Origin of the sequence: Micromonospora sp. NPDC051196, from assembly GCF_040682415.1 — a bacterium.
Lineage (GTDB): Bacteria > Actinomycetota > Actinomycetes > Mycobacteriales > Micromonosporaceae > Micromonospora.
This window is the reverse complement of sequence record NZ_JBFBAY010000048.1, coordinates 1-1,121: the sequence shown is the minus strand read 5'-3', so window position 1 is coordinate 1,121 and position 1,121 is coordinate 1. Positions and strand designations below refer to the sequence as shown.

At 63.6% G+C, this 1,121-nt stretch carries 1 protein-coding gene; it reads left to right on the top strand.

The window, feature by feature from the left end:
* Positions 1 to 186: 186 nt before the first annotated feature.
* A partial coding sequence (locus AB0M35_RS29130) for an acyltransferase domain-containing protein (protein ID WP_363749415.1) occupies positions 187 to 1,121 on the top strand: 935 nt, incomplete at its 3' end.

The following is a 1,121-nucleotide window of genomic DNA, read 5'->3' as shown; positions in this document are numbered from 1 at the left end:
CAGGGGGTTCGGCTTGGGGGTTTTGTGGGTTCGGGTGGTGTGGATGTGGTGGGGGTGGCGCGGGGTTTGGGGGTTCGGTCGGGGTTGCGGTATCGGTTGGTGTCGGTGGGTGGTTCGGTTGGTGAGCTTGTTGGGGGTTTGGGTGGTGGTGGTGGTGTTTCGGGGGTGGTTCGGGAGGGTGTTCGGGTGGGGTTTTTGTTTCCGGGTCAGGGTGCTCAGCGGGTGGGGATGGGTCGGGGTTTGTATGAGCGTTTTCCGGTGTTTGCGGGGGCGTTGGATGAGGTGTGTGGGTTTTTGGATGGTGAGGTTGGGGGGTCGGTGCGTGATGTGATGTTTGGTGGTGATGAGGGGTTGTTGGGGCAGACGGTGTTTACGCAGGCGTCGATGTTTGCGCTTGAGGTGGCGTTGTTTCGGTTGGTGGAGTCGTGGGGTTTGCGGCCGGATTTTTTGTTGGGGCATTCGGTGGGGGAGTTGGCGGCGGCGTGTGTGGCGGGGGTGTGGGATTTGCCGGATGCGTGTCGGTTGGTGGGTGCGCGTGGGCGTTTGATGCAGGCGTTGCCGGTGGGTGGGGCGATGGTGTCGGTTGGTGTGGGGGTGTCGGAGGTTGTGGGGTCGTTGGTGGAGGGGGTGGGGGTCGCGGCGGTGAATGGTCCTGCGGCGACGGTGATTTCTGGTGATGAGGGTGCGGTGCGGGTGGTGGCGGATGGGTGGGTGGCTCGGGGGGTGAAGGTGCGGTGGTTGTCGGTGTCGCATGCGTTTCATTCGCCGCTTGTGGAGCCGATGTTGGAGGAGTTTCGGGCGGTGGCGGGGACGGTTGTGGGGCGGGTGCCGTCGGTTCCGGTGGTGTCGAATGTGACGGGGGGTTTGTTGTCTGGTGAGCAGGCGGGGTCTGCTGATTATTGGGTGCGGCAGGTGCGGGAGGCGGTGCAGTTTTTTGATGGGGTGCGGTTGTTGGCGGCTGAGCAGGTGTCGTTGTTTGTGGAGTTGGGGCCTGCGGGTGTGTTGACGGCGTTGGCGCAGGATTGTTTGCCGGAGGGTTCGTCGGGTCGGTTTGTTTCGGTGTTGCGTCGTGACCGGGATGAGGTGCGGTCGGCGTTGACGTGTTTCGGTGAGGCCTGGGT